Annotated in this window: 22 protein-coding genes; 6 read left to right on the top strand and 16 right to left on the bottom strand. The window is 65.7% G+C overall.

Annotation, left to right across the window (positions count from 1 at the left end; genetic code table 11):
- Positions 1–103: 103 nt before the first annotated feature.
- Together BLS43_RS24130 and BLS43_RS24125 are read right to left on the bottom strand one after the other, a co-directional pair.
- Positions 104–3,058: an acetoacetate--CoA ligase gene (locus tag BLS43_RS24130; RefSeq protein WP_218129988.1), complete on the bottom strand. Its 2,955-nt coding sequence runs from the start codon at positions 3,056–3,058 to the stop codon at positions 104–106.
- A gap of 163 nt (positions 3,059–3,221) precedes the next feature.
- Positions 3,222–3,986 carry a hypothetical protein gene (locus BLS43_RS24125; protein ID WP_093088990.1) on the bottom strand — a complete coding sequence of 255 codons (765 nt, stop codon included), beginning with the start codon at positions 3,984–3,986 and terminating at the stop codon, positions 3,222–3,224.
- 192 nt (positions 3,987–4,178) lie between these two features.
- Between BLS43_RS24125 and BLS43_RS31775 the strand changes: the two genes are divergently transcribed.
- Positions 4,179–4,811: a serine O-acetyltransferase gene (locus tag BLS43_RS31775; RefSeq protein ID WP_093089044.1), complete on the top strand. Its 633-nt coding sequence runs from the start codon at positions 4,179–4,181 to the stop codon at positions 4,809–4,811.
- Between the two features lie 4 nt (positions 4,812–4,815).
- Here the strand turns inward: BLS43_RS31775 and BLS43_RS24115 are convergent, their stop codons facing one another.
- From BLS43_RS24115 to BLS43_RS24105, 4 genes are all read right to left on the bottom strand, one after another.
- Positions 4,816–5,472, bottom strand: a complete 657-nt coding sequence (locus BLS43_RS24115; protein WP_425438565.1) for a sugar transferase — start codon at positions 5,470–5,472, stop codon at positions 4,816–4,818.
- Between the two features lie 139 nt (positions 5,473–5,611).
- Positions 5,612–5,734, bottom strand: a complete 123-nt coding sequence (locus tag BLS43_RS31770; RefSeq protein ID WP_281245868.1) for a hypothetical protein — start codon at positions 5,732–5,734, stop codon at positions 5,612–5,614.
- Between the two features lie 244 nt (positions 5,735–5,978).
- Entirely contained in the window at positions 5,979–6,491 is a 513-nt protein-coding gene (locus BLS43_RS24110) for a hypothetical protein (protein ID WP_143030198.1), read from the bottom strand.
- Between the two features lie 30 nt (positions 6,492–6,521).
- Entirely contained in the window at positions 6,522–6,815 is a 294-nt protein-coding gene (locus BLS43_RS24105) for a hypothetical protein (RefSeq protein WP_143030197.1), read from the bottom strand.
- 248 nt (positions 6,816–7,063) lie between these two features.
- Here BLS43_RS24105 and BLS43_RS24100 point away from each other — a divergent pair, with 248 nt between their 5' ends.
- The 3 genes from BLS43_RS24100 to BLS43_RS24090 all read left to right on the top strand — a co-directional run bounded on the left by BLS43_RS24100 (position 7,064) and on the right by BLS43_RS24090 (position 8,917).
- On the top strand, positions 7,064–7,924 hold the full coding sequence (locus BLS43_RS24100; protein WP_176921512.1) for a helix-turn-helix domain-containing protein: 861 nt from the start codon (positions 7,064–7,066) through the stop codon (positions 7,922–7,924).
- 79 nt (positions 7,925–8,003) lie between these two features.
- The gene (locus tag BLS43_RS24095; protein WP_093088985.1) at positions 8,004–8,213 is read left to right on the top strand and encodes a DUF397 domain-containing protein; all 210 of its coding nucleotides are present in this window, start codon (positions 8,004–8,006) and stop codon (positions 8,211–8,213) included.
- 119 nt (positions 8,214–8,332) lie between these two features.
- The gene (locus BLS43_RS24090; RefSeq protein ID WP_093088984.1) at positions 8,333–8,917 is read left to right on the top strand and encodes a DUF5753 domain-containing protein; all 585 of its coding nucleotides are present in this window, start codon (positions 8,333–8,335) and stop codon (positions 8,915–8,917) included.
- Between the two features lie 671 nt (positions 8,918–9,588).
- Here the strand turns inward: BLS43_RS24090 and BLS43_RS29620 are convergent.
- The 9 genes from BLS43_RS29620 to BLS43_RS24045 form a co-directional block, all read right to left on the bottom strand.
- Positions 9,589–10,644: a hypothetical protein gene (locus tag BLS43_RS29620; RefSeq protein WP_143030196.1), complete on the bottom strand. Its 1,056-nt coding sequence runs from the start codon at positions 10,642–10,644 to the stop codon at positions 9,589–9,591.
- Between the two features lie 455 nt (positions 10,645–11,099).
- A complete protein-coding gene (locus BLS43_RS24080; RefSeq protein ID WP_093088982.1) occupies positions 11,100–12,392 on the bottom strand; it encodes an oligosaccharide flippase family protein in 1,293 nt (430 codons plus the stop codon).
- Between the two features lie 722 nt (positions 12,393–13,114).
- Positions 13,115–13,792, bottom strand: coding sequence for a glycosyltransferase family 4 protein (locus BLS43_RS30190; RefSeq protein WP_176921510.1), 678 nt, complete (start codon positions 13,790–13,792; stop codon positions 13,115–13,117).
- A 443-nt stretch (positions 13,793–14,235) separates the two neighbouring features.
- Complete coding sequence (locus BLS43_RS24070) at positions 14,236–15,402, bottom strand: glycosyltransferase (RefSeq protein WP_093088980.1); 1,167 nt, start codon at positions 15,400–15,402, stop codon at positions 14,236–14,238.
- Positions 15,399–16,226 (bottom strand): glycosyltransferase family 2 protein, encoded by an 828-nt coding sequence (locus BLS43_RS24065; RefSeq protein WP_218129987.1) that lies wholly within the window; start codon positions 16,224–16,226, stop codon positions 15,399–15,401. The genes BLS43_RS24070 and BLS43_RS24065 overlap by 4 nt, the downstream gene beginning before the upstream one ends.
- Positions 16,227–16,292: 66 nt before the next feature.
- Positions 16,293–17,693, bottom strand: coding sequence for a tyrosine-protein kinase domain-containing protein (locus BLS43_RS24060; RefSeq protein ID WP_176921509.1), 1,401 nt, complete (start codon positions 17,691–17,693; stop codon positions 16,293–16,295).
- A gap of 84 nt (positions 17,694–17,777) precedes the next feature.
- Complete coding sequence (gene gmd / locus BLS43_RS24055) at positions 17,778–18,764, bottom strand: GDP-mannose 4,6-dehydratase (protein ID WP_093088977.1); 987 nt, start codon at positions 18,762–18,764, stop codon at positions 17,778–17,780.
- Positions 18,765–18,795: 31 nt separating this feature from the next.
- Positions 18,796–19,746, bottom strand: a complete 951-nt coding sequence (locus tag BLS43_RS24050; protein ID WP_093088976.1) for a GDP-L-fucose synthase family protein — start codon at positions 19,744–19,746, stop codon at positions 18,796–18,798.
- Between the two features lie 117 nt (positions 19,747–19,863).
- Entirely contained in the window at positions 19,864–20,421 is a 558-nt protein-coding gene (locus tag BLS43_RS24045) for an LbetaH domain-containing protein (protein ID WP_093088975.1), read from the bottom strand.
- Between the two features lie 219 nt (positions 20,422–20,640).
- On the opposite strand from BLS43_RS24045, the gene BLS43_RS24040 reads away from it, so the two are divergent.
- Entirely contained in the window at positions 20,641–21,957 is a 1,317-nt protein-coding gene (locus BLS43_RS24040) for a UDP-glucose dehydrogenase family protein (RefSeq protein ID WP_093088974.1), read from the top strand.
- Between the two features lie 80 nt (positions 21,958–22,037).
- Positions 22,038–23,420: a phosphomannomutase/phosphoglucomutase gene (locus BLS43_RS24035; protein WP_093088973.1), complete on the top strand. Its 1,383-nt coding sequence runs from the start codon at positions 22,038–22,040 to the stop codon at positions 23,418–23,420.
- A gap of 17 nt (positions 23,421–23,437) precedes the next feature.
- Here BLS43_RS24035 and BLS43_RS24030 read toward each other — a convergent pair whose 3' ends face one another.
- Complete coding sequence (locus BLS43_RS24030; protein WP_176921508.1) at positions 23,438–24,760, bottom strand: WcaI family glycosyltransferase; 1,323 nt, start codon at positions 24,758–24,760, stop codon at positions 23,438–23,440.
- Positions 24,761–24,878 lie beyond the last annotated feature (118 nt).

Below are 24,878 nucleotides of genomic sequence, written 5' to 3'. Positions count from 1 at the left end.
GGCACCGACAGTGATCGTTGCGCCGAACGGAGGGTGACTTCGTCACAATCCGGTGACCTGATGGTGCGAACGGGGCAACCGGGCCGCAAAACGGCGCCCGGTGTTAACGGAGGGTGACGGAGATCCGCTCGGCCACCTCGTCCACGAACGGGTTGCCCAGCATCGTCTCGTGGTGGCCGGGCACGGTGGTCACCACCAGGTGCGGCGCGAGCCGCAGCCAGGCCGCGAGCTGGTTGCCGATGACCGGTCTGCGGTCCGCGGCCTGGTAGTAGGTGACCATCCCCGGGTACGGCCGGGGCACGTGCGCGTCGAAGGTCCCCGAGGTCTTCTCGTACTCGGCGCGCTCACGGTCCGGCTCGACGGTCCGCCCGGTGATCCCACCCAGCCTGCGGGTGAGCGCCTCGCGGAGCTTGCTCGAGGTCAACGTGGCGAACCGGCCCTCCCAGCTGTGCGCCCGCCGTTCGGCCGGGGTCAGCGCCGCGGTGGGGGGCAGTACGTCGAGCAGCCCGAGGTAGTCGACGTCGTGACCCTCGGTCCGCAGCCGGGCGGCCACCTCGTAGCCCACGAGCCCGCCGAAGGAGTACCCGAGCAGGCTGTAGGGGCCCACGGGCTGCACCGTGCGGACCTGCGCCACGGCCTCGTCCACGACCTGCGCGACCGGGATGCGGGTGCCGTCCGCCTCGTCCACGGGCGGGGCGATCCCCCACACCGGACGGGTGGTCCGCAGGCGGGCGACGAGGGTGTGGAAGGAGTTCAGCTGGCCCCAGGCGTCGCAGAACAGGTGGATCGGGCGTCCCGCGCCCGCCCGCAGCAGCCGGGACCGCTCGAGCGTGGTGCTCCGGGCCGCCGCGACCGCCCGGGCGAGCCCGGCGGGCGTGGGGTCGGCGAAGAACGCCTCGATCGTCACGTCCAGCCCCTGCTGCAGCTTGATCCGCCGCAGCAGCTCGACGACGCCGCGCGACGACCCGCCCATGTCGAGGAAGTCGTCGTCCGGTTCGGGGCGCACCCCGAGCACGTCCTGCCACAGCTCCCGGACCGCGAGCAGGTCTCCGTCCGCCGGGGCCGGGGCGGGCCCGGGATCGAGGGTGACGGGGGCCGCGATCTCGGTCGCGGGTCTCGGCTCGGGCAACCGGGCGGAGCCGCGCACGGCCGCGCGGATGGCGTCGAGGCACTCCGCGTTGCGCAGGGAGGTCTCGTTGGCGACCGGGTCGCCGTTGACCGCGTCCCGCGCCGCGCGCTCGGAGCGCTTGCCGTTGTGGGTGTGCGGCAGCGCCGGCACCGCCAGGACCAGCTCCGGGACGTGCGCGGCCGAGTTCTCCCGCCGCAGGACCCGGCGGATCTCCCGGTCCAGCGCGGCGTCGAGCACCGCGTCGGCGGCGAGGACGACGAGCAGCACCATCCGGGTCGAGCCGGCGCGCACCGGGTCGCGCTGCTCCACCGCCATGCACTCCGAGACGGCGGGGACCGAGCGGAGGGTCTGGTAGATCTCGCTCGGGCCGATCCGGATGCCGTTGACGTTCAGCACGCCGTCGGACCGGCCGAGGACCCGGGAGGTGCCGTCTGCGGCGATCTCGATGCGGTCGCCGTGGGTCCAGAAGCCGGGGTGGTCCACGAAGTAGGCCGCGTGGAAGCGGCGCCCGTCGGGGTCGCGGAGGAAACCGACGGGGCGGGACGGGAACGGGGCGCGGCAGACCAGGTCGCCCTCCGCGCCGACGAGCGGCTCGCCCGCCTCGTCGACGGCGGCGAGGTCGAACCCGAGGCCGAGCGACTGGGACCGGCCGCGCCGCACCGGCAGGTCCGGGTGGCCGAGGACGAAGCAGCCCAGGATGTCGGTCCCGCCGGAGACCGACTGCAGGGGGACGGGGCCGACGGTCTCCGCCACCCAGTCGTACTGCCACTCGTGCAGCACCGAGCCCGACGTCATGATCGCCCGTAGCACGGACAGGTCGTGGTGGGCGGCGGGCCGGTAGTCCGCGTCCTCGCACAGCTGCAGGTAGGCGGGGCTCGTGCCGAACTGTGTGACGCCGTGCCGCTCGACCAGCTCCCAGAGCGTGGCCGGACCGGCGAGCGGCCCGTCGAAGAGCACCACCTGCACGCCCAGCGCCAGCGCGGCGAGCTGCCAGTTCCACACCATCCAGGTGGGGGTGGCGTGGAAGTACAGGGCGTCCCCCGGCCGCAGGTCGCAGTGCAGCCGCTGCTCCTTCACCTGCTCGATCAGGGTGCCCCCCACTCCGTGGACCATGGCCTTGGGCGGGCCGGTGGTGCCGGAGGAGAACATCACGAACAGCGGGTGCGCGAACGGCAGCCGCGGCCACTCCGGCCGGTCCCCGGCCGTGGCGACCAGGTCGGCGAGCCGGTCGACCGGCACCGTCGGCTGCTCGGGCAGCGGCAGCGCGTCCAGCGTGAGCACGTGCCGCACTGTCGGCAGGCCCGCGAGCAGGCCCTCGACCAGGGTTTCCGGTTCCTTCGCGGGGCCTCGGTCGAGGAACAGGAGCACGGGGTCGACCTGCTCGAAGCGGCCGAGCAGCGCTGCCACGCCGACGTCCGGCGTGCCGGTGGACACGGTGGCGCCGAGTGCGGCCGCAGCGAGCACGGCGACCGTCATCTCCCGGTGGCTGGGCGCGATCAGGACCACGCGCTCGCCGGCGCGCAGGCCCAGTGCGGCGAGCGCCGCCGAGGTCCGTTCGACGGCCTCGCGCAGCTCGCGGCGGGTGAGCACCTCGACCGCCCCGCCCCCGTGGACCGAGCGCAGCGCGGGTGCGTCCTCCAGGCCGTCGATCGGGCGGAGCAGTGCCTCGGCGTAGTTCAGCCGGACGTCGGGGAAGAACTCGGCCGTCTCGATCTCGTCGCCGACCCGCACCCGGTCCAGGGAGCCCGACCACGGCAGGTCGACCGTCTCCCAGAGCGCCCGCCAGAAGTCCGACGACTGATCGACACTCCAGCGGTGGAACTCCATGGCGTCGGCGAAGACGCGCCCGGTCCGCGCCTCGCAGAGCCGCTGGAAGTCCGCGATCTGGCTGGCGGCGGTCGGGGGGGCGGGCAGGGAGGTCGGCGACACGGATCTCCTTCGGGTCGACACGGGCGGGAGCGGCCGGCTCGGGGACGGGGCGGGCCGGACGCAACCACCGCGGGAACGGAAGGAGAGGCGGCCCCGGGGTCGGCGGCGATGACGATCCTCGCGGGTGAGTCCGAATCCGCCCGGAGTTCGTTACACCCCGCCCTCAGGCCACACGGACCCGGACGATCCGGAAGCCCAGCATGCGCTGGAAGTGGCGCAGGCCGTTCGGCAGCCGGTGCGGCGCGACGGCGTCGACCAGGTGGCGCACGCCGCGGTCGATCAGCTCCTCGGCGACCACCTGCATCATCAGGTAGCGCGCGTTGCTCTGCTCCGGCCCGGCCCCGATGCTGCGGAAGTACCGGAGCACGGCCCACCCGTCGTCGTACGGGATCACGGCGAGGAGCAGGGGGCGGCCGTCCTGGGCCAGCGCGACCAGCCAGAGGTCGTGTCGTTCGAGGTCGGAGTTGTCCGCCTCCCGGTGGGCCGCCGGGAGGCTCCGCTCCCAGTCCTCGGCCTCGGCGAGGAGTTTGCGCCGTTCCTCCGGCCGGGTCACCGGCTTCCAGGTGATGCCCTGGGCCCGCGCCTTGCGCACCTTGCGGCGCAGGGTCTGCTTGGAGTGTCCGTCGACGTACTCCGCCACGGTGGCGGGCAGGTCCAGCACCGCCCGGTGCCCCAGTGCCCGGCTGAGCGGCCGGTCGGCGGGCAGCGCGGCCCGCAGGGACCGCCCGCTCGGGCCGCCGCCGGGGCGCACGGTGTGCCGGGGAAGCCGGGCGAGGTCGTGGATGAGCCCGGCGGCCAGCCGGGGTCTGCGGAGGAACCAGCGCGGGCCTTCGCCCGCCTCGACGTAGTCGGTGAACACCGCGGAGACGCGGTCCTCGGGGGTGGGGTCGTCCGTGGTGGGCTTCGCAGCTCGGCTGTCGACCTTCATGACCTGCACTTTCTCGGCTTTCTGCGCGCGTGACGTGCGACGTGAGGACGCGTGTGGGGAGCCGGCGGTCAGTTCGTCCCGCAACGGACCCGTGTTACAGCCTGCGTGAGGTAACACTCCGGATCCGAATGCGAACTCCGGGTCGACAGTGGACGTCACAGACCGTATGGCGAGGGGACGCACTCCGTGGTGATGAGGCACGAGCACAGCGCGATCGACACGGCACGCAGGGTTCTGGCGGCCCGGCTCGTACCGCTGGTCCTGGCCTACCGGCTCACCGACCGCCGGGACCTGATCGACGCGGACGTCGAGCGGTGGCAGGAGGTCTACCGGCGCTCGGAGCGCGGGACGACCGCGTTGCTCCGGTGCCTGGGTGAGTCGTCCCACGAGTTCCGCAACCTCTTCTACCACCGACTGCGGCACGGCAACCTCGCGGGCATGGTGGCCGGGCAGCTGCTGCGCCTCGTCTACAGGCAGGAGGCGACCCTGCACCTGAGCACCCCGGAGATCGGCCCCGGCCTGTTCATTCAGCACGGCTTCGCCACCATCGTGGCGGCCAAGTCCGTGGGCGCGAACTGCTGGATCAACCAGCAGGTCACCGTCGGCTTCAAGGCCTCCGGGACCGGTGAGCTCCTCGACCCGCCGGTGATCGGCGACGACGTCACGGTCGCGGCGGGCGCGATCGTCCTCGGCCCGATCAAGGTCGGCGACGGCGCGACCGTCGGCGCCAACGCCGTGGTGGTCGCCGACGTCCCGCCCGGCGAGGTCGCGGTGGGCATTCCCGCCCGCAACCGGTCGGCGGGGGTCCACGCCCGCAACCTGTGAGTGCTCAGTACGCCCCGCCGCCGCGGACCACCGCGGCCGCGGTGCGGGCCAGGATCTTCGCGTCGAGCATCGGCGACCAGGTGGCGACGTACTCGGCGTCGAGCGCGATCGACTCCTCCCAGTTCAGGTCGCTGCGGCCGGAGACCTGCCAGAGCCCGGTGAGCCCGGGCTTCACGGCGAGGCGACGCCGGGCGATGGCGCAGTACTGCTCGACCTCGCGACGCAGGGCCGGTCGAGGCCCGACGAGCGCCATCTGCCCGGCGACGACGTTCAACAGCTGGGGGAGCTCGTCGAGGGAGTACTTGCGCAGCACCGCGCCGACCCGGGTGACCCGCGGGTCGTGGCGCAGCTTGAACAGCGGCCCGGAACCCTCGTTGTGCTCGCCGAGCGCCGCAAGGCGCGCCTCGGCGTCCACGACCATCGAGCGGAACTTCAGCATCGGGAAGTCCCGCCCGTCCTTCCCGACCCTCTCCTGCCGGAACAGCATCGGCCCACCGTCGAGCTTCACTGCCAGAGCGACCCCGAGGACCACCGGAAGCGCGAGCAGCAGCATGAGCAGTGCCGCCGCGGAGTTGACCACCGACCACAATGGCCCGGCGGCGCGCCGACGAGGCGCGGCGGAACGGGCGAACGGCCCGGCGGCGGTGAACGCGGCGGTCATGTCGAACGGCTCCTCGAACGGTAGCGACCCCGGCCCCCTCCGACCGGCGTCTGGTCCGTCCATCGGGGCCCTGGCTAGCCCTGTTAGCCCAGCCCACCGCGCTTCGTCGATGTTGATGACACGTGCCGCCAGGGCGCGGTCAGTCGGCCGCGAGCATCGGATCCTCGTGCGCCCACGCGAGGAGGCCGAGATCGACGAAAGCCAGCCGGAGGCACTTCTCGGCCTGGTCCCGCCAGCCTGCGGGCCGGGTCAGCAGGTCCACTGGTAGACCCCGAGGGGGCTGCGCGGTACGTCTGCGTCCGGGGGAGCCCATGGGCTTCAACCCGACCCTCGGTCCAGCGTCGTCCGGGCGATCACGACGAGGCAGCGCGCCGAGGTCGTCACATCCGTCCGCAGCTCTCCCAGGCGAAGATCCTCGCGGGCCTTTGCGGAGGAACCGCTTTCTCCAGCCGGGCAATCGCCGCTTCGAGTTCGGTCTCGTCGTCGACGGTCCTGCCGACCGGCGATCACCGACCCGGCCAGCCCCACCTCGGTCGCACCACCACGAACAGCACTCGGTCCGGCCGCGGGGAGTCGTACTCGACCCGCACGCCGACCGCCGCGCACGCCTCCGCGATCGCCGGCGCGGCGGCCTCGATCTGGTGCATGGACACGCCATGGCGGCGGAACACGGTGACGACCACGACCTCCCCGTGGGCTCGCGCATCGACGACCAACGGGAGGTTCCCCGACCCGCTCACCACCCCGGCCCGCGAGAACCCGACTCGCACCCGGTGCAGGACGACGAGCCCGAGCAGCTCGCCGCCGAGGTGCCGGCGATAGGCGGGTGACACGCATCCGAGAGCTGCGGCCGCGGCCACGGCTGCCGGTCCCGCCCAGCCGTACTGGCTGTAGAGGAACCCCAGGCTGCCGAGCGCGCCGAGCTCCCGCGACCACCGCGCCGCGACCGTCCCGGGGTTCCTTCTCGGCCGTGTGCGATAGCCGGATCGACCGAGGTCGCGCTCCGGCGGCGGGCTCATGTTCGGCTCCATCGCGGTGGCACGGCCTGCTCAGTCGTCCGTCGGGCGCTCGCCGCGCCGTCGACGAAGCTCACACGCCGCGCACCCGCCGTGCTCCGCCGCCGCGATGAGCTGCCCCTCCCACGACCAGAGCTCGCGGGCCTCGTCGGCGAGCGACTCGCTGCGCTCGTCCAGGGCCTGCTCCCGCTCGTCCAGGGCCTTGCGCTCCGCCGCGATCCGGTTCCATGCGGACCGTTGGGAGAAACCGTCGGCCAGTCCGATGAGGACGGCCAGGATCCCGAGGAGGACACCGCCGCCCACGGCGATGCTGCTGACGTACGACATGGCGCCCACCTGGTCGGCTGGAGGGGAAGTCCCGAGCGTCGTGCCAGCCCAGCCTACCTCGCTGCTATCGCGTTTCGCAATTTCATTCTCGCATCGCGGAACGGAATGGAGCGACACGAGACGGGGTCGGGCGCCGAGGAGAGCGGGGAGCCGGCATGATTCGGCGTTGCCAGGGGACGAACCGGCGCGAGTGGGTGGTCGACATCGAGGCTGACGGGGTCAGTACCCCATCCGCAGCCCGACGACGGGTGGGTGCCCTCCTCAAGGAGGTCCGGCTGCGTACCGACCTGTCCCTGGAAGAGGCGGCGACGGCGATCCAGCGCTCCGCGGCGACGTTGAGCCGCCTCGAACGGGGCCGCCAGCAAAAGGTGCGGATCCTCGAGGTCACCGCTCTGCTCGATCACTACCGCAGCACGCGGAAGGACGCGTTCAGCGCCGCTGAGCAGGAGCACATCCTCCAACTCACCGAGCGGAGTACTGAACGCGAGTGGTTCCGCCAGTACGGCGGCCCGATGACGACCGAGAACGCGGCACGCTACGCCGAGTATGAGAACGACGCCTCCGTCATCCGCTCCTTCGAGCCGGAGCTGGTACCGGGGCTGCTCCAGACGAGGGGCTATGCCGAGGCGGTGACGGATGCAGCCTTCAGCGGTGGCGACGTCCCGGCCGACCAGCGCGCACGCGTCGTCGACCTACGGATCGCCCGGCAGGAGGAGATCCTCAGCCGGCCCCCGGGCACACTGCGGTTCGACACGATCTTGGGCGAGCTCGCTCTGCGACGCCGAGTGGCGGACGTCGAAGTCCTGCGAGAGCAGCTCGAGCGGCTGCTCCGTGACTCCTCGGCGAAGCGGCCCGACATCACGATTCGCATCGCCCCCATCGAGCTCGGGCACCACGCTTTGGTGGGAGGTCCGTTCGTCGTGATGGACATGGCGGACCCGGAGGAGAACGGTGTCGTCTACTTGGAGACAAGGGGAGACCCGTTGTTCTTGGACTCGGACGACACGGTCGACCGCTTCCGCGGGCTGTACACGGAGCTTTCGGCTGCCGTCCTGACAGCACAGAAGTCACGCGCCCTGATCACGAGGATTCTCAAGGATCTGCACTGATGACCACCGAGCGACCTAGCAGGCCAGGCCGGCTCCCCACCCGCGCCCAGTCGCCTCACCGGCAGGAAAGGAGAGTCACATGACTGACACCAGCAGATCTCCCTTCAGGATCAGCTCCTACTCCGCGAACGGCAACTGTGTCGAGGTGAGCCTTGGTGGCGGCGACGATCTCGTGGCTGTCCGTCACAGCCGCCGGACGGACGATCCGCCGTTACTATTCAACGGTGCCGAGTGGGACGCGTTCATCGCTGGTGTGAAGGCAGGCGAGTTCGACCGACCGCTGGGCTGAACGCTGGATCGCGGCACCCCACGGCCCAGGAGGTCGACATCGAGGCGCACGAGGACCCGGTAACACCACCTGGGGAACCGGCGTGGTTCAGTGAGTTCCGCGACGTCCTCGACGGGTCGATGACCGCGGGTGAGGCGCGGCGCTACATCGCGTACGAGAACGCAGCCACGCTTGTGCGGTCCTACGAGCCGGAGAGGGTGCCTGGGATCCTGCAGACCAGGCGCTATGCCGAAGTGGTCGTGTCCGCGCTCTTCCCGCGTCACTCGCAGGCCGAGCGGTCCCGGTTCGTCGACCTGAGACTCGCCAGGCGACAGGTCCTGGACCGCACGAGCACTCCACCGCGCCTGGACTTGATCATCGGTGAGCTCACCCTGAGGCGCCAGGTCGGGTCCTCGGAGGTCGTGCGGGAGCAGATCCAGAGTCTGCTGGACATCACGGCGGAGCACCCCACCGTGTCCCTTCGGGTCGCGCCGCTGCGCGTTGCTCACCCGTCCGTCTTCGGCGGCCCCTACGTCGTCATGGACCTCGCCGACCCTGCCGAGAACGGTGTGGTCTACCTGGAGACGCGCGGCGCCCCAGAGTTCCTTCACACCGACCAGGCGGTCGACGACTACCGGAACCTCCACACCGAGCTGTCCGCAGTCGTCCTGACTCGGGAGGACTCGCAATCGCTGCTCAGCGAGATCCTGGCCGCCTCGACCTAGCGCGGCCGGCGCGAGGTCGGCCCCCAGGGTTGCGCGGAGCGGCTGCAGGCGTACCAGGCGTCGACCCGGCGGGCGCGCCGCGGGTGCCGATCGCCTTGCGACTCAGGTCCACGGTCTCGGCGCTGACCGTCCCGGTTCCCGTAACGGGGTGGATCGAGGCGCCGAGTACCTCCGGCGCTAACAATCCGCGGCAGCTCGATGACGGAGCCGTCCACCGACACTTCAGCACGGCCGTGACCTGCGCGAACGCCAGCGCGAGGGGCCGCCGCCGAGCCCGGTGCGTACCGTGGTCTGGAGGATCGCCGTGCCGGCCTGCGGGGTGATCAGGTCACCGAGGAGGTAGCGGGCGACCAGACCGAGTGCCTGCGGCAGTCCACTCGGTGGGCGCCTCGCACGGTCTACCGCCACAGGCCGGCGCCGAGCACCGCGACGACCATGACCGACACCGCGAGGTGCCCCACCAGGATCCCGTACCGATCGTTGCCCAGAGCCTTGATCAGCGGCGCGACGACGTGGGTGCCGCGTTAGCGTGGAGCACGAGGACCTCCCGGAAACGGGGCGGATGCCGTCAGACAGCTCCGCACCACTCCCCGAGGTCCTCGCCCAGCAAGTTCAACCACCTCGTGTCGTCACACGAGCCCCAGCTGGACCAACGTTCCCCGGCAGCACTCCTAGAACGGTTCCTTACGAGGACCGTGACTCACCAGCTCCTGTGAGGTCGCCGTGATGTCCGAGCTGGGGTCCGCCCGGCTAGTCGAGCGCTCTGTGATGAACCAAAGTGCCAAAACGAGAAATGCGACCCGGCCCATCGCCTGCAGTAGTGGCCCGCGGATGAGGATGAACTCGTACCCGGCAATCAGCGGTAATCCGATCCGAAGCACGGCAAGAGACGTGTCAGGACGAAGGAGAACCTCCGTATACCGTAGATCGAATCGGCGAGCAAGACCTCCGGCAATAATCAGGCCAGCTACGACCCCCGGCCACCAGAAGTCGACCCACAGTTCAAGCCAGATTGGAGAGGAAAGGTTGACATTGACCGATTTGAGCGCGATCCCGATCTCGACTCCGGTGTCGTACGCCTTGTCGGGCCAGATGCTCCGAGGCACGAAGAATAGAGCAGCAGAGGCCAGCTGTCGGCCGAAATGCAGACCGGTCTCGTCCACCCACCAGATTCCGTTACCCGTCATAGTCAACTGGTCGTAATCCTTGATGGCCAGGGTCTCCTGTAGCGAGCCGGAAGAGATTGGACGCTCGTACTGCGACTCTACTCTGAAGACGTCACTATATGGAAATATGATGGCTGCAGCCGCTACGCCAACGAGGATGATTGCGCGGAAGCGACTCTTAGTCATTCCTGGAAGTGTGAACAACAGCCCAATCGTGACGGTGAGAAACCAGTAGCGTGACCGAGAGATTGGGTTGTTGACTACAACATTCATGGCGAGGAGGGCGAACCACCATATAGTCACCCTTGCTGGCCTCGGTCCACGGCGCATAAACAAGGGAGTCCACGCTAGCAACGCTACAAGGGGGAGCGCCGCGATTGCGCCCGAAATAACACCAGCCATAGCTTGAGATGCCCCCGGGCCAACACCGGCGTCTGCTGCTGCAATAAGATTTGCCTGCCGCGTAGAGAAGTACTGGTTTATCGACCCACCTGCGGTAATCGCATAGAGGAAAACGATGGATGCCGCCCAGCTAAGAGCAACCATGCGGCGTTCGGACACATATCGCACGCGGTTTCGGGGCGGCCCTCCACCCATCTGATCCCAGAGACTTCGACCTAGATCGAACGCTACTACAGCGACTAGAACGAGAACAGTTGCTGGTAGTCGGTACGCCTCGCGAATAAGCAGAGTAGAGTGGTCTGTCGAAAGCTGGGCGAGTGGCGCAAGGCTGCCAGCAACGTAACAGAACATCCACCAAACTGCCTGAAGAAGGTGAGGCTCTCCCCGACCTATGATCCACGCGAGGCGACTACCGGCGTAAAGTAAAATCACTAACGTGCATATGAGTATGAGGATGCCCGATGGCCTCCCGACGATATCGAGGAGACCAGAGCGCAGGAACCAGAAAGGAATTGCACCACAGAGGACGACCCATGTGATCGCGAGGATTGCCCATTCGCGCTCAGACAGTCTAAGATTCATCGCCTCAACCCGATGCAGTTGGTCTCCCATAATTACCTACGTCTGATGAGTTGTGTGATGACTCGAAGGTCTTTGCGTTGAAAATTGCACAACAGCGACACAGGAACGGCATAGCGCTTACGCAGGAAGACTACGTTAAGGATCGTAAAGACAAAGAGCCCGGCAGCAGTCGCTGCTGCCGCAGCGGTTGCACCGTAGCTGGGTACGAAGATGAGGAGAATTCCAATATTCACAGTAAGAGCCAGCGCCAAAGAGTAGCTTCGAAGCTCAGGCGTTCCACGTGCAGTTAGGCTCGCACCTACGACGGATCCGGGACCGCCAAGAACAGCTCCAAGCAATAGAACAATAGTAGGAAGGATCGCAGGAGTGAATTCCCTACCCAAAAGCCAAGGGATCCAGTACGGGCAGGAAATGCCCAGTGGCCCTGCAACGGCAAGAGTAGCTAGGGTGGTAACCCGACACGCCATTGCTAGTCGTTCGTCAGACCTAGCGCTAGCGTCCGACGACAACATCACGTCTCGGGCTGCCGAGCTAATTAGAATAGGTACGTCTGAGATATTCACCGCGACGGCGTAAAAGCCCAACTGCATCGAATTCGATAGCGGAATCAGGAGAACTTGATCGAGACGAGCCAGGAGCACTCCAGCAACGGATCCAAGCCATACTCGAAGCCCGAACTGCATGAATGTGGAAACCTGAAATGCGTCACCCTGTGACGCATCTGGAGACCTCCATGTTCGGATATAGACGATTCCTGCGACAGCTGGCCCATAGGCGATCAGGAGCGAGGCGCTCATCGGAGTGAGCGCCCCAACGCTCAGCAGAATCAGGAGGCCCGCAACTCGAACGGTTGCGTTCAAAAGCTTTTCTAGATTGATGACCCGCCACATAGACAACCCCGCTGCGGCGCCCCTCACGATCCCAAGCACCAAGCCTGGAATCGCCGCAGGAAGACATATAACGATGAGAAGCTTTAGGTCATCGTCTCCCGCTGCCATCAGGGGAGTCAATCCCACCATTAAAAGGGCTACGAGTGTTGAACTGGCTACCGCGAGTGCCGAACCAAACCTCAGTACCTTGCCCGATGTGCCCAACCTGGTTGCGATAAAGTATGTCGCGGCCTCAGGGAGCCCGACGGCTGCGATTCCAAGAACTAGCAGAACGGGTGCAGTGCTAGCAGCAACCTCTCCTCTACCGTCGGCCCCGAGAGCCGCAGCGAGGATCGGAGCAGACACAATGGCGGCAACTGGAGCGGCTCCATTGCCCAGAACAGTCTGCGCAATATTTGACCCGGTTGTCGGCGCATTTCCTCGACCGAACCGCATCTATCCCTCGCTTGGATGAGTGGTCAATCTTGGATGAGTAAATCCGGTGCTTCGGACGAAGAATCTTCCGCTCAGGCTCTCTCGTACAACCGTTCCCCTGGAACCTAGAATCAAGGCGTTCGGGGAGTTGTCGCCACCGAGCGTGGTCCCCATCCCGGTAACGGAAGCTGGGGCAAGCGTTGTTCCGGGAACGACTGAAGCGTTGGAGCCGATCAAGCAATACGCCCCGATGCGTATTGGCTTTAGTGTTTGAATATTCTCTCGCCAATCGATCCCATGAGTGACGAATGTAGACCGAACTCCAGCCACCGTCGTGTATTCGCCGATCTCGACTAGATCGCTCGCATCGACGTAGTGCCTGGATGTAAAGGCAGCATGCTTACCCATGATAAATGCACCGCGTCCGCCACTTTCAACGAGGATCGGAGAGGCGGAGATCCAATTAAACTGCCCTATCACACTATCGTCGCTAAGGCTGATAGTTTCAAGATCCCGAATCACGTTGAACGGGCCGATTCGCGCCCGCTCTCCGATCTGAAGCGCCGCGACACGAAGTATGAGGCACGGCCCGATCCGCGCGGTGGACGCAACAGCGTACCCGGACCTGCGAAGGAGCATATTCTTAAATGCCGATGCTGGCAACAAGCCAATGCATAAACGGAATACGTCCCGGATCTTCACTGAGTGTCCTCCATCGGGAGTGGAATAGAGAGTCTTGCTAGCTAATTCTTCAAAACGAGCCGAGCAATAATTCGATCTGCAACATGATTCCAGGTAAGTCCGGTTGAGTGGATATGGCTCCATGCATGCTCTGACAGGCTCTCGGCGTACTCTCTGTCAGCTAGAACCTTGCATAATGCCTTGGCGAGGGCGTTCGCATCATATGGATCCACCAGTGCGCCAGCGCGACCGCTGTCGAGTATCTCTGGGATCGAGCAGATTCTGGTCGCCACGCAGGGAACCCCGTGAGCTATCGCCTCTTGAAGGACCAAGCCGTAGGGCTCGAAGAGCGCTGGAAGACAGAATACGGAACTCTCACGATATAGGTGACTGAGCTCCTTCCGGTCGACAATTGTGCCCAAAGAGCGGACGTTTGGCTCGTCTGATGCAACCTGCTCTCCGACAATGACTAGCTCACAATCCGGAATCTGTTGACGCACAGTCCTAAATGCTTCTAGTAGTACGTTTCCGCCTTTTCGTTCAAAGTCCTTCCCGACGAAGAGTATTCTCGGCGGTCCGGTCCATATATCGGGCTTGGTTGCTGATAGCGAGAAGTTCACTCCACCCCCGACAGCAATGGCCCGATTCGGTGCGACGCCATAGTACTCGATTAGATCATCAGCAACGTGCTGTCCTGCGGTGAATATTGTCGCTGCATTATCGAACTGTGCGCAATCCATCCGGATTCTAGTCCTGTAAGCGCTCATCGGAAGCGCCCAACCTGGCCATGATCCCTGGACAATATGTGCAGTATTATCCAGAAATGAGACGTATGGAAACCCCACTCTTGGCCCGTATACATTCCGAAGCAAGATCACATAGTCGAACCCAGTGTTCAGCGCTTGCAAATCTCTTCGGACTTGGCGGGTCCTGAGTAGAGTCGACCGACGACCCTTAGTGTATTCGGCTCGCCATCGATTCCGTCTTGGTCGAAAGCTTGAGGCCAGTGCGACGAACCTCGCGGCTCCTCGGAGAGTACCGTCAACTGTTTGAACGCTGGCTACGTCATTGTGTAGTCGGAGTGCGTCGAGCAGCCCTTTGGCGACTCCCGAATTGGTCGACTTCTCGCTTGGATTGCCATCAGCCACCAGGGCAAGTCGGAGGCCGTGCATTTTGACGCTGGTCATTCCGCTTTCCCGCGGGTCGGGTGTAATACTTCAGCATATATGGAGCAAAGCTTGTCAGCCACGACTGACCAGCGAAAGTTGCGATGGGCATATACGCGACCATCTTTGGCGAGTTGTTGAAGTGATGCCTTGTCCTGGAGCAATTGTGATAGTTCAGAGCTAAGTCTCGTCGGATCGCTAGAGATCAAAGCAACGGCAGATTCGCGACTTGCACTCGCAGCAAGTCCCACTCTTTCAGTTACCGCGACTGGGCATCCGGCGGCCATAGCTTCCGCCGGGGCAACTCCGAAAGACTCGTCCTCACTAGCGAGAACAAAGAGGTCGGCCTTTTGGAGTTCGCGAGAGCGTGACGATCCCGCGACGCTACCAAGGAATGTCACCCGATCCGCTACTCCCAGTTGCGTTGCGAGCTGACGCGGGTCGTATCGGAGGCTGGGATCGATAGGTCCAGCGACGCGAATTCGGACATCCAAATCTCGGAGAGGACTGAGTGAAACTGCTATGAGCAGCTTGTCGAGATTCTTCTTGTGGCTTATCCGAGACAGGAACAAAATTGTGCTGGGCAACTCAGTGAGTCGCGACTTAGATTCAAGGCTGAACAGGCTGTCGTCAACGCCTAGAGGGAGTCGCAGTACTTGGGGAGGATTGAGCGCACCTGCAAACCGTTTCCGAACTCCTGTCTCCTCGATCTCCGAGCTAACGATGAATCCAGCCGAACGCTGGAAGGCTCGCCGTTCAATCAGTAATGTGTACAGCTCTTTTTGGGCGCGAGACTGATTCCAGTGGTAGTCGTCCATGGCGCCATGCGGCTCGATGATGAATGGCTTCTTGAGGTGAAGGGCTAGATGAATGGCGGCGGCAGTCGGAAAGGTATTGACGCTATGAATATGTACCAGGTCTGCTTGAGCGATTAGGTTTGAGAGCGGCCGAACGAGTGATGGCGAAAACGTCCATGAGTTTGGCCAGCGTGCCCTAGCGATGTGGGCGTTGGGAAAATCGGCAGCTTCTCCTCGTTCTGCTCCTTTATCTGTAGTAGCTAGACTAATGGTGTAACCCCGGTTAGTGAGAACGCTCGGTAGATTTCTTAGTACCTCTGAGGGGCCGCCGTCTCTTCTTGCAAAAGATGGTGAGACGTGAAGGATTCTCCCCTTTGTAGTGCTCATTGGCGCTCTATGCCCTCTGCAGTTCGCTGAATCTCACGAATCTTCAATTCGATCTGCCAGTAGTAGAAGGACTGCGCGAGTGCATAGTCAAATCCGGCTCTTCCGTCCAGAAACCCCCGCTGGACTACGAACGAATACAAAAAGAAGGCCACCGCCTTAAAAGGAACTCGTGCGAAAAGCCTGCCTCCTCGTGATCGGGCTCCAGCGATCTCAGCCCGCTGCCCAGAGGTGACAACGTGGGCTTCCCAATCGCTGTATCGATTGTGGCGGCTGAACCATTGACTAGCTGGATCGGGGTCCCGATGGATAATGCCAGCTGGGATGCGGCGCACTGGCAGGTGGGTTTGTGGCTGATAGTGTCCCTCTACTTCCCACATCGATGCAACGCTCAGGTCGTCGACTACGGGGAATCGGCATCGCGTCCGCTGAACAAGGCTGCGTTTGACCACCCGGTGACCGTGCTTCAGGAGGCGGCCTTGCCACTCATAGTCGAACTCAATATCAGCTGCCCCGTAGGGCCCGCCACCTGACGTTTCGTCTATTACCTCGGCTAGGTGTCTCGGCAGCTCAGGCTGCGCTACTTCGTCCGCGTCGAGGAGCAGCACCCAGTCGTGCTTCGCGGGCACGTTATCCAGAGCCCATTGCTTCTTCTTGGGATATTCTCCATTCCAGCTGAATGACACCATCGTGGCGCCCATTTGCCTGGCGATCTGGGCTGTCTTGTCAGTACTTGAGGAGTCGACTACGAAAACCTCCGCGGCCCAAGGAACGGCCGCGATGCAATCGCGAATAGCGGCCTCCTCGTTCTTGGTGAGTATGATCACTGAGATTGGGAGCATTTGCAAGTTGTGTCCTCAGGCGTATTGAGGTTTTAGAGTTCAGGGACGACTTTATCGATCCTGAGCTGTTTGCGTCGCCTCATGCTGGCGAGATTCGAGCGGTCGGTATGTGTACCTGTAGCTGCCGTAGCTGCCTGAACCTCGCTTGATGACGGCCATTGAGAGTACTGTTCCGATAATATGTGCGTTGACTGCGCGAACGGATTCGCACGCGCTCGCCACCTGCTGTCGGCTCGTGCTCTTGAACCGACATATCATTAGGACTCCATCCGCGTGAGTACTTGCGGCGGCTGCATCACTGACTGGTAGTAGTGGGGCGCAATCAAGAATAATGTGGTCGTATCGCTGCCGCAGGTCTGCGAGTATGTTCTCGAACTGCTGCGACGCGAGAAGCTCGCTCGGATTCGGAGGTAGCTGACCGCTTGCCAACACGTCGACGCCCCCAATGCCGGTCTGAATGGCGCTGCCGAGAGAGGTCCGCGCAGCAAGGACTGTTGTTAAGCCAACGGTGCTCGGGAGGCCTAGGAGCTTCGCCATTGTCGGCCTGCGTAGATCTGCCTCGATTAGTGCAACGCGCCGCCCGGTTGCAGCGAGGGCGATCGCGAGGTTTACCGCCGTGGTCGACTTACCCTCGCCGGGCAGTGCACTTGTTATTGCTACAATTTGAATTCTGTGATCGACGTTGACGAATTGAAGATTTGTTCTAAGTTGTTTGATTGCTTCGGCGGCGGGCGCCTGAGGATCGTCGTGCACGATCAGGGGGCGCTGAGAGTTTCCGGCGTTGTATGGGGTTACCCCGAGACAAGGCAGGTCAGTAACTGCCCGCAGATCATCGACGGATTTAATTGATTGATCCAGAGAGTTTCTAATTAGCGCGGCAACTATTCCTCCGATTAGCCCAGTCAACGCTGCTAAGGTGAGTATGTCGAGGAGTGAAGGTGACGAGGGATTGGATGGTACTTCGGCTGGCTGGACAATTCGGAGCGCGACTGCTGGTACTGCGTCCGCAGCTATAGGCCTCTCAAGTTGGTCTACAAGTGCGACAAGGGAGGCGGCTGCCGAATCGGCGATCTGAGCCGCTCGATCTGGAGCAGCATCCGTTACTGAGAGGTCGATCAGGACAGAATCGGGCTGACTTGACGCAGATATTCGAGTCGCAAGTTCGACATCTGTGTATTGGAGACGTAGGTCGGATACGACCTCGCCGGCGACGCGGGTGCTCCTAGCCAATTGAACGTAGGACGTGACCCTCTCCTGGGATAACTGTGCGCCTTGAAATGCGGTTGTAGTTGTATCAGCTGTCTGAGCGGAGACATACAACGTGGTCCGTGCCGTAAATTGTGGAGTCTGGAGTACGCTTATCGTGAAACCCGAAGCGAGGGCGACGACCATGCATGTGAGCATTGTGCGCCATCGTTCAAGTAGTGCTTTGATATACTGAGTGACGGTCATTTGCCGCGTAAGGTGGACGTTCATCGTGTCTCGCGTCTTAGTGTCACTAGCGGATTGATTTCTCGGCCTTCTCGTGGCGTGCTATCAGATTGTTGTTGATTCGATCTCTGCCTGGGTCATGATTGCAGCAAGCTCAGGTGGTAGGATTTGCGCCTTCCAGCCCAGCATTGTGTTTGCGCGATCAGCGTTTCCGATTAGGGAGTCGACTTCAGTCGGTCGCAGATACGAGGCGTCAAATTTGACGTAGTCCTTCCAGTCGAGGTTGACATGGTGGAAGCAGAATTCAACAAAGTCTCGTACGGAATATGCGGTCCCAGTTGCGAGGACGTAATCGGTCGGTTCGTCGGCCTGAAGCATCCGCCACATGCCTTCGACGTATTCGGGTGCGTAGCCCCAGTCTCGGACGGCGTCGAGGTTGCCGAGGTAGAGCTCCTTGTCGATGCCGAGCTTGATCCGAGCTGCGGCGCGAGCGATCTTGCGAGTAACGAATGTTTCACCTCGGCGGGGTGACTCGTGGTTGAAGAGGATGCCGTTAACCGCGAACATGCCGTGGGCCTCGCGGTAGTTGCGGGCGATCCAGTAGCCGTAGACCTTGGCAGCGCCATAGGGGGAGCGCGGGTAGAACGGGGTGTCCTCGTTCTGCGGCGGGGGAGTGGCACCGAACATCTCGGAGCTCGAAGCCTGGTAGAAGCGGGTCTCGATGTTCGCCATCCGGATGGCCTCCAACAGGCGGGTAGTGCCCACGCCCGTGGTGTTGCCCGTGTACTCCGGCTCGTCGAAGGAGACGCGGACGTGGGACTGGGCGGCGAGGTGGTAGACCTCGTGGGGGGCGACCTTCTCCATCAGCGTGACCAGGCGGGAGGCGTCGGTGAGGTCGCCGTAGTGCAGGAAGAGCTTGGCGTCCGGGTCGTGCGGGTCCTGGTAGAGGTGGTCGATCCGGTGCGTGTTGAAGGTGGAGGCGCGGCGGATGATGCCGTGGACCTCGTAGCCCTTCGAGAGGAGCAGTTCGGCGAGGTAGGAGCCGTCCTGTCCGGTGATGCCGGTGATGAGGGCCCTCTTGGGCTCGGTCATCGTGTGAATCCCCCCGGTGGATGTGGTGTAGCTAGGCCTGAGCGACGTTCGCCAGGTACCAGTCGTAGGTACTGCGGATGCCGTCGGAGATCGTGATGGTCGGCTTCCAACCGAGGCCGGTGAGCCGGCTGATGTCGAGCAGCTTGCGTGGCGTCCCGTCCGGCTTGCTGGTGTCGAAGACGAGCTCGCCGGTGAAACCCGTGACGTCCGCGACGATCTGCGCAATCTCCCGGATCTCCAAGTCCTCGCCGACGCCGACGTTGATGGGCCCGGGCTCGTCGTAGTGCTCGAGCAGGAACAGGCAGGCGGCGGCGAGGTCATCCGTGTGCAGGAACTCGCGGCGCGGTGTCCCGGTGCCCCAGACAACGACCTGGGAGTGCTTCTCCACCGCCGCGGTGTGGAACTTGCTCATCAGAGCGGGCAGCACGTGGGACTTCTGCAGGTCGAAGTTGTCACCGGGGCCGTAGAGGTTGGTCGGCATCGCCGAGATCCAGCGGCGACCGTACTCACGGCGGTAGGCGTCGACCTGGGTGATGCCAGCGATCTTGGCGACCGCGTAGGCGTCGTTCGTCTCCTCGAGCTTGCCGGTGAGGAGGCTGTCCTCGCGGATCGGCTGCTCCGCGAACTTCGGGTAGATGCAGCTGGACCCGAGGAACAGCAGCCGTTCCACGTCGAATCGGTGGGCGGTGTCGATGAGGTTCAACTGCATTCGCAGGTTGTCGCTCAAGAACTCCACCGGGGACTGCGAGTTGGCGAGAATGCCACCGACTCTGGCTGCGGCGTCGACCACGACGGTCGGGCGCACCTTCTCGAACCAGGCCTGCACGGCCGCCGGGTCGCGCAGGTCGACCTCCGCCGAGCGCGCACCCACGACGTTCGTGAATCCCTGCGCGCGAAGGTGGCGCACGATGGCGGAACCCACGAGACCGTGGTGTCCGGCCACATAGACGGTGGCCTCACGCGAGAGCGGTGTTGCCGACATGGGAGCTGTGCCTGCCTCGATTGAATCGGAAGGAGTGGGGCCCGCTCGCCCGAGAAGGCGAAGGCCGGCCCTTCGACAGCACCGTCGTGGTGTCCGTCGACGAGGGAGTGACGATCGTTAGCCGACGGTGGCCGCGGATTCGCGCACACCCGCCGAAGTGGCGAACGTGCGCGACGAGGGGTCGAGAGCGCCGTGGACCACCGCACCGGCGCCCACGACCGCGTGTGCCCCGACGACCGTCCCCGGCAGAACGACCGCCCGCGCGCAGACCCACGATCCCCGTTCCAGCCGAATGGGGGCGTTGGTGTGTTCGAAGGCGGGGTCGAAGCGGTCGTGCGAGCCCGTGCAGAGAAATGCCTCCTGGCTGAGGCAGACGTCCCGCTCGATGACCACGTCGTCGAGATTCAGGATCCACGCGCCGTGCCCGATCCACGCGGGTCCGTCGATCCGGAGCTTCCATGGCCAGTGGATGCGGACCTCCTGGCGGATGACGACGTCGTCCGACACTCGGGCCCCGAACGCGCGCAGCAGGGCCGGGCGGAAGCGGGCCGGGAACCACCACTTCTGGAAGACGAGGTGGCTGGCCAGGTGCCAGAGGACCTGCCAGTGGACGGGCCGCCCCTTGTCGTAGCGGCGCCCGGTGTGGGAGCCGAGATCGAGTGCGGGAGTGGTCATGGCCGGGAGGACTCCAAGGTCGGGGCAGCAGAGGTGACACGAGGCCACCTGCTCCGTTCGTCGTAGGTGTTCGGCAGCCCGTTACCGGTCGGGCGCGGGGCGTCATGAAAGTTGATGATTGCCGCGGCCGGGCCCGTCACAGAGGAGGAACGCCGGTAACGCGTTGCGCGTGCGTACGGACAGTCGAGATGACATGCGGTGCGAGGAGTTGGGGCGAAGATGAGGATCTCGGTCATCGGTTGCGGCTACCTGGGGGCGGTGCACGCGGCGTCGATGGCGGAGCTCGGGCACGAGGTCGTCGGGGTGGAGGTGGACGAGCGGAAGGCCGAGTTGCTCGCCGCGGGCAAGACACCCTTCTACGAACCCGGGTTCGATGAGCTGCTCGCAAGGTCCCTTGCCAGCGGCCGGTTGACGTTCTCCTCGCAGATGTCCGCGGCAGCAGGTGCCCAGGTGCACTTCGTGTGCGTCGGCACGCCGCAGAAGCGCGGGGAGTATGCGGCGGACCTGCGGTTCGTGGAAGGTGCTGTCGCCTCCCTGGTCGAGGTGCTACAGCCCGGTGAGCTGGTCGTCGGGAAGTCGACGGTGCCGGTGGGCACCGCGGCCCGCCTCGCCGAGGTCGTCATGGAGAAGGTGCCCGGCGCGCTGCTGGCGTGGAACCCGGAGTTCCTGCGCGAGGGCTACGCGGTGCAGGACACCCTCCACCCGGACCGCCTGGTCTACGGGGTGCCCGCGGGCGACACCCGCGCTGAGGCTCTTCTCGACGAGGTCTACGCGACGATCGTGGCCGCGGCCACGCCCAAGGTGGTCACCGACTACGCCACCGCCGAGATGGTCAAGACCGCGGCGAACTCGTTCCTCGCCACCAAGATCTCGTTCATCAACGCGATGGCCGAGCTGTGCGAGGCCACCGGCGCGGACGTGAAGCAGTTGGCCGACGCCATCGGCCATGACGACCGCATCGGCCGCAAGTTCCTCAACGCCGGCCTCGGGTTCGGCGGCGGATGTCTCCCCAAGGACATCCGGGCGTTCATGGCCCGCGCGGGCGAGCTGGGGGCCGATCAGGCGCTGACCTTCCTGCGTGAGGTCGACAACATCAACATGCGCCGCCGGATCCGCATGGTCGAGCTGGCCCGCGAGGTCCTCGACGGCTCCCTCCTCGGCAAGCGCATCGCCGTCCTCGGCGCGGCGTTCAAGCCGGAGTCCGACGACATCCGCGACTCGCCCGCCCTGAACGTCGCCGCCCAGCTGCAGCTCCAGGGCGCCACCGTCGTGGTCACCGACCCGGCCGCCGTCGAGAACTGCAAGGCCCAGTGGCCCCAGCTGGACTATGCGGACTCGGCCGAGGAGGCCGCGCGAGGAGCCGACGCGGTCCTGCTGCTCACCGAATGGAAGCAGTTCCGTTCGCTGGATCCGGCCGAGTTCGGCAAGGTCGTGAAGCAGAAGCGGGTGCTCGACGGGCGCAACGCGCTCGACCGGGACGCCTGGGAAGCCGCCGGCTGGAGCTACCGGGCGCTGGGGCGTCGGCACGCGGGGTGATGGCGTTGCTCGGGTGCGGCCTATCTCACGTGGACCGTCTCACCGGCTAACGATCCGCCCCGGCCAACGGAGTCGAGGACGTGACCTCCACGCAGCTCACCCCTCGTCTCGCCGACATCGTCAAGGCCTACGACGTGCGCGGACTCGTCGGCAGCCAGCTCACCCCCGCGGTGGCGCACGCGCTCGGATGGGCCTTCGCGCGGCGGATGGCCGCGGAGTGTGGCGCGCGGGCGGTCGTGGTCGCGCACGACATGCGGGACTCCGGTCCGGAGCTGTCTGCGGCGTTCTCCCGCGGCGTCGTGGAAGCCGGGCTGGACGTACGGTCCGCCGGGCTCGCCTCGACGGACATGCTCTACTTCGCGTCCGGTTCGATGCACCTGCCGGGCGCGGTCTTCACCGCATCGCACAACCCGGCGGCCTACAACGGGATCAAGCTGTGCCACCCGGGCGCGGGCCCGATCAGCCTGTCCACCGGGCTCGCGGAGATCAGGGACGAGGCGCAGGGACTCCTCGACGGCGACGTGCCCGCACCGCGCGGGGGAGGGGTGGTCAGCCCGGTCGAGCTGCTGCCGACCTACGCGCGTCGGATGCACGACCTGGTCGACCTGCGGGGCATCCGGCCGCTGCACGTGGTCGTCGACGCCGGCAACGGCATGGGCGGGCTGACCGTCCCCGCCGTGCTCGACGGGCTCGTCCGGGTCGACCCGCTGTACTTCGAGCTGGACGGGACGTTCCCGAACCACGAGGCCAACCCGCTCGAGCCCGCCAACCTGGTCGACCTGCAGCGGCGCGTCGTCGAGGTGGGGGCGGACGTCGGGCTGGCCTTCGACGGCGACGCCGACCGCTGCTTCGTCGTCGACGAGGGGGGAGCCGCGGTGTCCCCCTCCGCGATCACGGCGCTCGTCGCCCTGCGGTCGCTGGCCAGGCAGCCGGGCGGCACGATCCTCTACAACCTGATCTCCTCCCGCGCGGTACCGGAACTGGTCACGCGGGCGGGCGGGGTCGCGGTGCGGACCCGCGTCGGACACTCCTTCATCAAGGCGGAGATGGCCCGGACCGGCGCGGTGTTCGGCGGCGAGCACTCGGCGCACTACTACTTCGCGGACTTCTACAAGGCGGACACGGGCATGCTCGCCGCCCTGCACGTTCTCGCGGCACTGGGGGAACAGGAGGGGTCGCTGTCCGAGCTGGTGGCGAGCTACGCGCCCTATGCCGCGTCCGGCGAGATCAACTCGACCGTGGCGGACGTGCAGGCGGTTCTCGTGCGGCTGCGGATGTGGGCGCGGTCGCGGGGCGGGGTGGTGGACGAGCTGGACGGTGTGACCATCGACCTGGGCGCGGGTCGCTGGTTCAACGTCCGTGCCTCGAACACGGAGCCGCTGCTGCGGCTGAACGTCGAGGCGCCCGATACCGGGGACATGGAGGCGCTGCGGGACGAGGTGCTGGGGATCATCCGAGGTTGAAGTCCGGGCCGCGGGTCTCAGGCGAGCAGCCTCGCGGTGAGGTGGCGCAGCGCGGCGTGGGCGACGAGCTCGGTCTCCGCGTACTCGCGGCCGGCAGTCGCCAGCGACTCCATCGACACCCCGTCCGCGCTCAGCTTCGCGACCTCGCGCACCAGGTCCTCGGGGGACTCCGGGGTGACGACGATCCCCCCGCCGGAGCGCAGCACCTCCGCCGCGGTGCCGCCGGCGGCGGGCGAGGCGGCGACGACGGGGCGGCCCGCCTTCAGATAGGACGTGAGCTTGCTGGGTAGGCTCATGTCGATCGACGAGGCCCGCTCGTTGACCAGCAGCACGTCCGCGGCGGCGAGGACGTCCGCGAACTCCGCGGAGTCGGCGGGCGGGAGGAACTGCACCGATGCGACGTCCGCGGCCTCCTGCTCGAGCGCCGCGCGCTGGCTGCCGTCGCCCATCAGGACGAACCGCAGCGATCCCGGCGCGGTCTCGTCGACGACCCGACCGGCCGCCACCACGTGTTCCAGGGCCTGCTTGAGTCCCATGTTCCCGGAGTGCAGGACGATCGTCTCCTCCGGCCGCCAGCCGAAGCGCTCGCGCAGCTCGGCGCGATCCCGGCCGGATGGGCTGGGCACGTGGCTCCAGTTGGAACGCAGCGTGATCCGCTCCCGGGCGACGCCGCTCTCGGCGACGTACTCGGCGAAGTGCGAGTTCAGGACCAGGACCTCGCTGGCCCGGTTGAGCACCCAGCTCTCCACCGCCGAGACCGCCGACGCGACCTTGCCGCCGCCGCTCATGCCACTCTGGGCGGCGGCGCGACCCATCACGTCCTGCACCCACACGACCAGCCGGACACCCGCGCGCTTCGCCAGGCGCTGGGCGATGACGGCGCTGAACAGCGAAGGGACCACGGCCACGACGACGTCCGGTCGCTCGCGCGGGCGCTGCAGGGCCACGTTGAGGGCGAAGGTCAGCTCGTAGAGCCCGCGCTTGAGGGCGGACTGGCTGCGCGGCACGAAGTGGCGGAGCCTGCGGATCTCGAGGTTGCCGCGGCGCTCGGTGCGGCGCAGCCGGAAGCGGTGTGTGCGGTCGACGGCCCAGCTCGGGTAGTGCGGGACGCCGGTGAACACCGTGACCTCGGCGCCGTGCTCGGCGAGGTGGTCGCAGAGCTGCGTGGTGTACGGGGCGATGCCGGTGTGTTCGGGTCCGAAGTTGATCCCGACGGCGAGCACGCGCAGCGGTCCGCCGTCCCGGCCTGCCGCCTGCAGGTGGGCTTTCTCCACCTGTGCCGGACCGACCTCAGGCGCGTCCACAGTGGTCTGTTGGACGCGGACGGGGTCGATCGACACGGGGACTCCTCGAATTTCGTGGATGTGCGCCGGAAGGGGAGGCACCGGGCCGGCACGGGGCCGGCGAGATCACGTCCCGCTCACCGTGTCCGTCGGAGGCCCAAGCACGGCTGTTACG

Source organism: Pseudonocardia oroxyli, from assembly GCF_900102195.1.
Lineage (GTDB): Bacteria > Actinomycetota > Actinomycetes > Mycobacteriales > Pseudonocardiaceae > Pseudonocardia > Pseudonocardia oroxyli.
The sequence above is the reverse complement of the archived record's forward strand: the minus strand, read 5'-3'. Positions and strand labels throughout refer to the sequence as shown.

Excerpts from the sequence above, each read along its gene's own strand:
- BLS43_RS24105 (WP_143030197.1), bottom strand. The coding sequence starts at position 6,815 with ATGTCGTACGTCAGCAGCATCGCCGTGGGCGGCGGTGTCCTCCTCGGG.
- BLS43_RS31775 (WP_093089044.1), top strand. The coding sequence starts at position 4,179 with ATGAGGCACGAGCACAGCGCGATCGACACGGCACGCAGGGTTCTGGCG.
- BLS43_RS30190 (WP_176921510.1), bottom strand. The coding sequence starts at position 13,792 with ATGGATTGCGCACAGTTCGATAATGCAGCGACAATATTCACCGCAGGA.
- gmd (WP_093088977.1), bottom strand. The coding sequence starts at position 18,764 with ATGACCGAGCCCAAGAGGGCCCTCATCACCGGCATCACCGGACAGGAC.
- BLS43_RS24070 (WP_093088980.1), bottom strand. The coding sequence starts at position 15,402 with ATGAGCACTACAAAGGGGAGAATCCTTCACGTCTCACCATCTTTTGCA.
- BLS43_RS24050 (WP_093088976.1), bottom strand. The coding sequence starts at position 19,746 with ATGTCGGCAACACCGCTCTCGCGTGAGGCCACCGTCTATGTGGCCGGA.
- BLS43_RS24045 (WP_093088975.1), bottom strand. The coding sequence starts at position 20,421 with ATGACCACTCCCGCACTCGATCTCGGCTCCCACACCGGGCGCCGCTAC.
- BLS43_RS24115 (WP_425438565.1), bottom strand. The coding sequence starts at position 5,472 with ATGACCGCCGCGTTCACCGCCGCCGGGCCGTTCGCCCGTTCCGCCGCG.
- BLS43_RS24090 (WP_093088984.1), top strand. The coding sequence starts at position 8,333 with ATGACCGCGGGTGAGGCGCGGCGCTACATCGCGTACGAGAACGCAGCC.
- BLS43_RS24080 (WP_093088982.1), bottom strand. The coding sequence starts at position 12,392 with ATGCGGTTCGGTCGAGGAAATGCGCCGACAACCGGGTCAAATATTGCG.
- BLS43_RS24060 (WP_176921509.1), bottom strand. The coding sequence starts at position 17,693 with ATGACCGTCACTCAGTATATCAAAGCACTACTTGAACGATGGCGCACA.
- BLS43_RS24110 (WP_143030198.1), bottom strand. The coding sequence starts at position 6,491 with ATGAGCCCGCCGCCGGAGCGCGACCTCGGTCGATCCGGCTATCGCACA.
- BLS43_RS24040 (WP_093088974.1), top strand. The coding sequence starts at position 20,641 with ATGAGGATCTCGGTCATCGGTTGCGGCTACCTGGGGGCGGTGCACGCG.
- BLS43_RS24125 (WP_093088990.1), bottom strand. The coding sequence starts at position 3,986 with ATGAAGGTCGACAGCCGAGCTGCGAAGCCCACCACGGACGACCCCACC.
- BLS43_RS24095 (WP_093088985.1), top strand. The coding sequence starts at position 8,004 with ATGACTGACACCAGCAGATCTCCCTTCAGGATCAGCTCCTACTCCGCG.